We start from the raw sequence: 6,013 nt of genomic DNA, 5'->3' as shown, positions 1-6,013 counted from the left end.
TTTGATTTAAAGTTTCTTTTTCGAGTTCTTTACTGAGTTTTATTTTGTCACTTTCTGGGAGTTGTTTAACCAAATCTAAAATCTGGTCAAAGTTTAAGGTTAGTTGGTAAGTTTTTTGGTTCATTTTCTCAAATTATTGTTGATTGATAAAGTTTAATTGCTCGCAGTGCATACTCAAAACAACGTTCCCGAATATCTATTTGTTTCTTCTATTCTTTTTGATAATTCATAATTCATAATTCAAAAGAAAGGTCTGGTTCAGCTTCTATACAACCGATAAAGTCAGACCAATCTTCTGTTCGCTGCTCTTTCATTTCCTGTGGGTTGGGAGAATATCGTTTTTTGAGAATATCTACAAGTTCAAGAATAGTCTGTTGTGCGTCGGGGGGAAGGGACGCAATATCTTCTTCAATTGTTTCTAGGTTTATCATTGTCATTGTTTAAATGCGCGACAGCTTATTCTCATTGTAGCAAATTACTGAAACAATTAGGCTGAAACTAATTCAAATTTAACCTTTATTTTTAGGGCTGTAGCGATGAGATTTAGCAACAAAAAAGAGTTTCCTTCATAGTCAGCATTTTCTAAGGCTTCAATAATAGATTCATCAGTATTAATTAATTCTGCTAAAGCTTTTGTTGAAAGATGATGTGTTTCCTTAATCTTAAATATTTTTCTGGCTACTTCGTCATCAATACGAGCCTTTTCTAATTCTAATTGACGTTCTGGATTATTAGCATAATAACGTTGGTAAAGAATTTGTAAGCCATCGGCTGTCGTTTGGTGTGTATTCATATCAACTCCTGAAAATAGGTGTGTAATTCGGGATTTTTTTCAAATTTAGCTTTGTTTTTAATTGCTTGCTCGATTTCCAGTGGTAGAACTTCTTTTTCTTTAATTATACCATGACAAATGACCACAGCTTTGTTTTTATAAAAGAAATAAAGAATTCTATAATTTATTCCTTTAAAATTAACTCTCAATTCATAAATTTTGTCCCGCAAAAAGTCTGCTTCTGGTCTGCGTAATTCATATCCTAGTTCTGCCAGTCTTTGTAATTTGATAAAGCATTTGTTTTGAGCTTTGCCAGGAAGACTATCAAGCCATTCTATAATTGGTATATTACCTCTTTCATCTTGGTAAAAAATAAGTTGTATTTTTGGCATATTAAAGCTTTTATATATGTGAGTTTTCTAACAAATGATAAATTAAATAGTGTCAAGTATCGAGTTCCCCAAAAGCTGATGTTTCCGTGAGCAAAACTCCTAAAATTAGACTTGACAAAAGACCTGAGATCGTTATATTCTACAGGTAACAAGCTTTTAAACGAGAGAGCCACGCCCCACGCACCAATTATATCATTCATTCTACCTGAATATCAAACAAGAACTAGAAACCTGTTACTAGGGAGAGATTACTGCGGGGGGATATTCGGTAGCAGTTAAATAATCATAATAAAAACCACTCCAGACACAGTAGCGGCTCTTGTCGGGTGCGTTAGTGATAGAGTAACACACCAATTTTCTTAAGATGGTGCGTTACGGCGCGGTAATAGTTTAATTATTAACAAATCTCCTTTAAATACGCGCAAACACGCACCCTACAAGCTACTAACAAGGCTCATTTTGACTCGTTGATTAAGGGCAGTGGCAATTTTTTGTAGCATTATTAGGGGATTGTCTTGATAGTCAGCGTCTTCTAGATCTTCAATAACGGATTGCTCAACATGGATTAGGTCGGCTAGTTGTTGTTGAGTTAATCCAGCATTCATACGAGCGTCATAAATCAATTGTGCGATTTCTGAGTTGAGGGATTCTAGGGCAATTTGTTCTTTGATTGTGGGATCGTCTGCAATCATTTGGTGAATGATTTTTACGGCATCTGTGGTTTTAGGCATTGTTTATTTCTCCTTGATAAGTATGAAGTTCTGGATTTTGTTTAAATTGTGCTTTTCTTTGGATAATTCTCTCGATGTCTTGTGAGGGAACGGCGGAAGTTTTTTTGATAAGAGCATGACCAATAATTGCTATATTTTGACCATGATAAAAATAGATGATTCGATATTGTATGGTTCCCTGTTTGGCTCTAAGCTCCCAGATATCATTTCTGAGATAATCGGCAGCAGGGCGGCGCAGTTCATGACCTTGTGCGGCAAGTTGTTCGATTTTGGTTATACATTTGGCAAATCCTTTTTTATCAGTTTTGAGTAATTTCTGAAGCCACTCAACAACGGGTGAGATGCCTTCTGCTTCTTGATAAAAGATGATTTTTGTCTTTGGCACGTTTCTTTTTAAATAGTATGCGATGAAAAATCAATAAATGCAATCAGGTGATGGTGATGGGTATCGAATTGCTGGATAGCTCATAACCTCGTTGAAAAGAATTATGCGATCGCCACTTGTTTATCCCCTAAATTAAACTTAGAAATTCCGCGATAATAGACATCAACATCGTTAAGTATCGAGTTCCCCAAAAGCTGATGTTTCCGTGAGCAAACCCCCTAAAATTAGACTTGACAAAAGACCTGAGATTGTTATATTCTACAATCTACAAGTCGCTCTGCAAAAAAAGTCTTTCTACTCCAATCTTCATATCTACTAGAATAATATAACTTTACGTCAGTTTCCTCCCATAGCCTACCATACCCACCTCCGAGAGGGAGGTGTCCTTTGGGTGCGATTGCAGGTGCGTTTGTACCCCAGGTCAAGTCCTCATATAGTTTCCCCGCCGTTATCCTCCCCTGTAGCTGCCAGCCCACTGCATCACGAAAACGACGATAAGTTTCTAGATTAAAGCTTCCGGGGGTATTCCCTGTCTGCTTATAAATCGCCAATTGTATAGAAAAGCCAAACTTTCCTCCTGAAGCATTTAACCATTCTTGATCAATCATTCGTAAATCCTCACAGGAAAACTTTCGGAATGATTCGTCATTAAATCCACCATAATCTTGTCTATTAGCAGCAGCCATCATTAAATCCCAGGTTTTTTCATCAGCTTCTTTCCATTTCTTCTGTTGTAGGAGTTGTCGAAGGTTGGTATAGTTCACTCCTGTTGACCTCGATATAAGAGTAGTTCCTGGCTTGAGGACAGATGAAGGGGTTGGTTTTGGCGTTGGTACAACAGCAATAGATGGGCTAGGTTTAGGAACAGGTGAGCTAGTCACAGGAGGAGGGGTTGTTTCAGTCTTTTGATTAAAAGCAAATTCTCCTATTAAAGAAGATGAAGTCCAAGGAACTTGATAATTATTAGTATTTTGGACAACATCAGAGCGTACTTTTCGCAGCATTGAATCCACTTCCATATTGGGAGTTTTAATATATTTCAATAAGTAGGAAGTAAATAATCCATTCCGTCCAGTACCATCACTAGCGACTTTTCCCGGTGCAGTGGCAAAAGCAATTAAAGTTCCTGATGTTGCTTGCGATGGTGCTGTTAATCCCCTGCTAGATGAACGCCAAAATTTACGAAAAGGATTATCCCGACAAGCATCTAAAATCACAATATTAATTCGATTACCCGCATCTTCCATTCTGCCGAGTATTTTCCCCAAAGGCATTGACTCATACTCAACATCTTTTTCATATTTAATCTGAGCATTAACAGGAATAAGATAATTTTCTCCTTCTACCTCCATTCCATGACCTGCATAATAAAATAAACCGACATAACCTTGATTAATCCGAGTGAAAAACTGATCGAGAGCATCATCCATTTGTCGTTTAGAAGAATCCTTGAGCAAAATTACCTCAAAACCTAATTCCTTCAAAGCATTAGCCATATCTGTGGCATCATTAAGGGGAGTTTTTAGTTTTCCCACTGTGTAATTAGCATTACCAATTACTAACGCGATTCTTTGCTGCTGTTGTGTGTTTGGACGATTTTGGGTAACAGCTTGATTGATGCCCTTAAATGGCAAAAATTTGCCTCTCTCAGGAGACATCCACATCGCAACACTTAGGATAGTTGTTGTGATGATTAAATAACCCAGAAGTTTAAGACGAGAGATAGACATAATTTATTTTTTGTGCATAGTAAAGGCTTCTAATGTCATTTTTTGAGGCGAGTTAAAATTAATTTTAGATAGTACATGAACCTTGTCTTTGATATTAAGTAGCTTTTGTAATTCTTCAGGTGTTAATACCCTATTTAAGTTGACTTTAGCCGACTGGGGAGGATTTTGTAACCTGAAAGCTGTGACAGGAACTCCAGGCCAAGTTTTAACATAACCTCGGATACGAGAAGGAAGAGGTTCACCCTCAATCCAGACATCTCCTTGAAATTCTATCGATTTAACTTGATTCAGAGGAACTGTTTCTGAATCACCCCCCGCCGACAGTCTCAAACTTGCCTGATTAAAAGCTGTTAACCGTCCCGTCAGAGGATTTCCCCGCTTGAGTACCACCGTCGCCTTATCCGGTACAGCCACCTCTAACGCCGTTTCCTGACTGCGGACAGAACCCTGAAGCCATTCTAACCGCCTATCGCTTGCTACTCCCAGCAACAGCAAAGAGAAAATACTCCCCCGCAAAATAGCTTTCATCATCCGACTTAACCCCTCAATATCGAAATAAATAAGAGATGATAGAATTTTAACATCTCCTTTTTCACTTCAACCATCCCAAGCAGTTTGTCATGACTGATCCCGACAATTCCTCAGAATTTAATCCTCTCGGTAAACTAATTAGTGTATTGGTTTTATTAGCCGCTGCTCTTTACTTTACCGGCTGGATTTATCGCTGGGCATACTTTAGCTTTTTTTACCTCGAAGTTACGACTCTGAGTCTTCCTAACGAATCCTTTTATTTTGCCGCTTTTCAAACATTTTTTGGAGACCTTTGGGCAATTCCTAGAAAAATCCTATTTTTATTGGTGATTATAGGTGCTACTGTCATCACCTTTGCCGGACAAAGATGGCTGATAAAATATCTGAAAAGATTACCGATTGCTTTGAGTAAATCCCAAGCTAAGATCGTTGATTTTTTATCATCCCTATTGAATGAATTTATTATCGTTATTTTTGTACTGATGGCTCTTTTTTGGCTGGCAACCTGGCAAGCAAAAGATGATGCTTGGAAAGATGCTGTTAATGAAACCTCCGCTTTACCGATTGTCACGATTGTTATGCCTCAAGATGCCAGCTTAGGACGAAAACTTAATAATCCTTTAGAAAGTCGTTCCACAAAAACTAACTTACCTAATTTTAGAATTATCGGCGATCTTCAATCCTACAAACGTTTATTAGATAACGAACTTAACGATATTAGTAACCCTGATAAACCGAGAATTTGGCGACTGTTGCTCAAAGGCAATGGTTATTCCTATATTTTCCCAGCGTTACCAAAAAAAGAAGCTAAATTAACCTTTCCCGTCGTGATAGTTTATGAAAGAGATAACGGTGTTCAATTGACAATTCTTAATTCTTCCATCTCCCAACCCTAGCATCTAAAACATAAGTAGGTAGGTGTTAAAAGTTGTCAGTTCCCCCCTTATCAAGGGGGGCAGGGGGGATCCCCCCGCCTATCGGCACCCCCCTTATCAAGGGGGGCAGGGGGGATCAGTAGAGGATGATAAAGTGTTGAGTCGGTCACAAATCCGGTCAAAAAACCCAAATTAATAATCCGCCGTAACGCACCAATTCTATCATTAATTCTACCTGAATATCAAACAGGAACCAGAAGCCTGTTCCCCGGCAGTGGAAGTTAGGGGTTGCTAACAGGGGGAACAGTGATGACAAAGCGGATAATAGTTCCGATAACTGCTGTTGCCAAGATGGTGATTAATGCCCAAATTTGGGCTTTCTGGGAGCCTTTAATCTCTTTTAAATCACCTTGTAATGTGTTGAATTCTCCCTGTAATGCCTTGAGATCTCCCTTTACTTCGGCCTCGAATCTGACTTGAACAATCCTGATCTCTGTGACATCTTTCTGGAGCGCGTCTAGCTTCTGATTGGTCTCTTTAAGATTCTGATTAATCTGGTCTAGGATTTTTCCTAAATCGGTTTCGATGGTGGGGCCG

General features: G+C 38.5%; 9 protein-coding genes. 1 reads left to right on the top strand and 8 read right to left on the bottom strand.

The window, feature by feature from the left end:
* Nucleotides 1-233: 233 nt before the first annotated feature.
* The 7 genes from PX484_RS12905 to PX484_RS12875 form a co-directional block, all read right to left on the bottom strand.
* Complete coding sequence (locus PX484_RS12905) at nt 234-437, bottom strand: hypothetical protein (RefSeq protein ID WP_079205616.1); 204 nt, start codon at nt 435-437, stop codon at nt 234-236.
* A 50-nt stretch (nt 438-487) separates the two neighbouring features.
* Complete coding sequence (locus PX484_RS12900; RefSeq protein WP_002732780.1) at nt 488-793, bottom strand: helix-turn-helix domain-containing protein; 306 nt, start codon at nt 791-793, stop codon at nt 488-490.
* Nucleotides 790-1,164 carry a type II toxin-antitoxin system RelE/ParE family toxin gene (locus PX484_RS12895; RefSeq protein ID WP_287665943.1) on the bottom strand — a complete coding sequence of 125 codons (375 nt, stop codon included), beginning with the start codon at nt 1,162-1,164 and terminating at the stop codon, nt 790-792. Before PX484_RS12895 ends, PX484_RS12900 begins: the two co-directional genes overlap by 4 nt.
* 434 nt (nt 1,165-1,598) lie before the next feature.
* A complete protein-coding gene (locus tag PX484_RS12890; RefSeq protein WP_002731911.1) occupies nt 1,599-1,895 on the bottom strand; it encodes a helix-turn-helix domain-containing protein in 297 nt (98 codons plus the stop codon).
* Nucleotides 1,888-2,280 (bottom strand): type II toxin-antitoxin system RelE/ParE family toxin, encoded by a 393-nt coding sequence (locus tag PX484_RS12885; protein WP_287765531.1) that lies wholly within the window; start codon nt 2,278-2,280, stop codon nt 1,888-1,890. Before PX484_RS12885 ends, PX484_RS12890 begins: the two co-directional genes overlap by 8 nt.
* 251 nt (nt 2,281-2,531) lie before the next feature.
* Complete coding sequence (locus PX484_RS12880; RefSeq protein WP_287765528.1) at nt 2,532-4,010, bottom strand: caspase family protein; 1,479 nt, start codon at nt 4,008-4,010, stop codon at nt 2,532-2,534.
* Nucleotides 4,011-4,013: 3 nt separating this feature from the next.
* A complete protein-coding gene (locus tag PX484_RS12875) occupies nt 4,014-4,541 on the bottom strand; it encodes a hypothetical protein (RefSeq protein ID WP_287765526.1) in 528 nt (175 codons plus the stop codon).
* 89 nt (nt 4,542-4,630) lie between these two features.
* On the opposite strand from PX484_RS12875, the gene PX484_RS12870 reads away from it, so the two are divergent.
* Complete coding sequence (locus PX484_RS12870) at nt 4,631-5,437, top strand: hypothetical protein (protein ID WP_287765524.1); 807 nt, start codon at nt 4,631-4,633, stop codon at nt 5,435-5,437.
* A 260-nt stretch (nt 5,438-5,697) separates the two neighbouring features.
* Here PX484_RS12870 and PX484_RS12865 read toward each other — a convergent pair.
* The coding region (locus PX484_RS12865) for a hypothetical protein (protein ID WP_502882737.1) at nt 5,698-6,013 on the bottom strand (316 nt) is incomplete at its 5' end.

The organism is Microcystis sp. M49636_WE2 (assembly GCF_030065375.1).
Taxonomy (GTDB): Bacteria; Cyanobacteriota; Cyanobacteriia; order Cyanobacteriales; family Microcystaceae; genus Microcystis; species Microcystis aeruginosa_C.
This window is presented reverse-complemented; position numbering and strand designations above follow the sequence as displayed.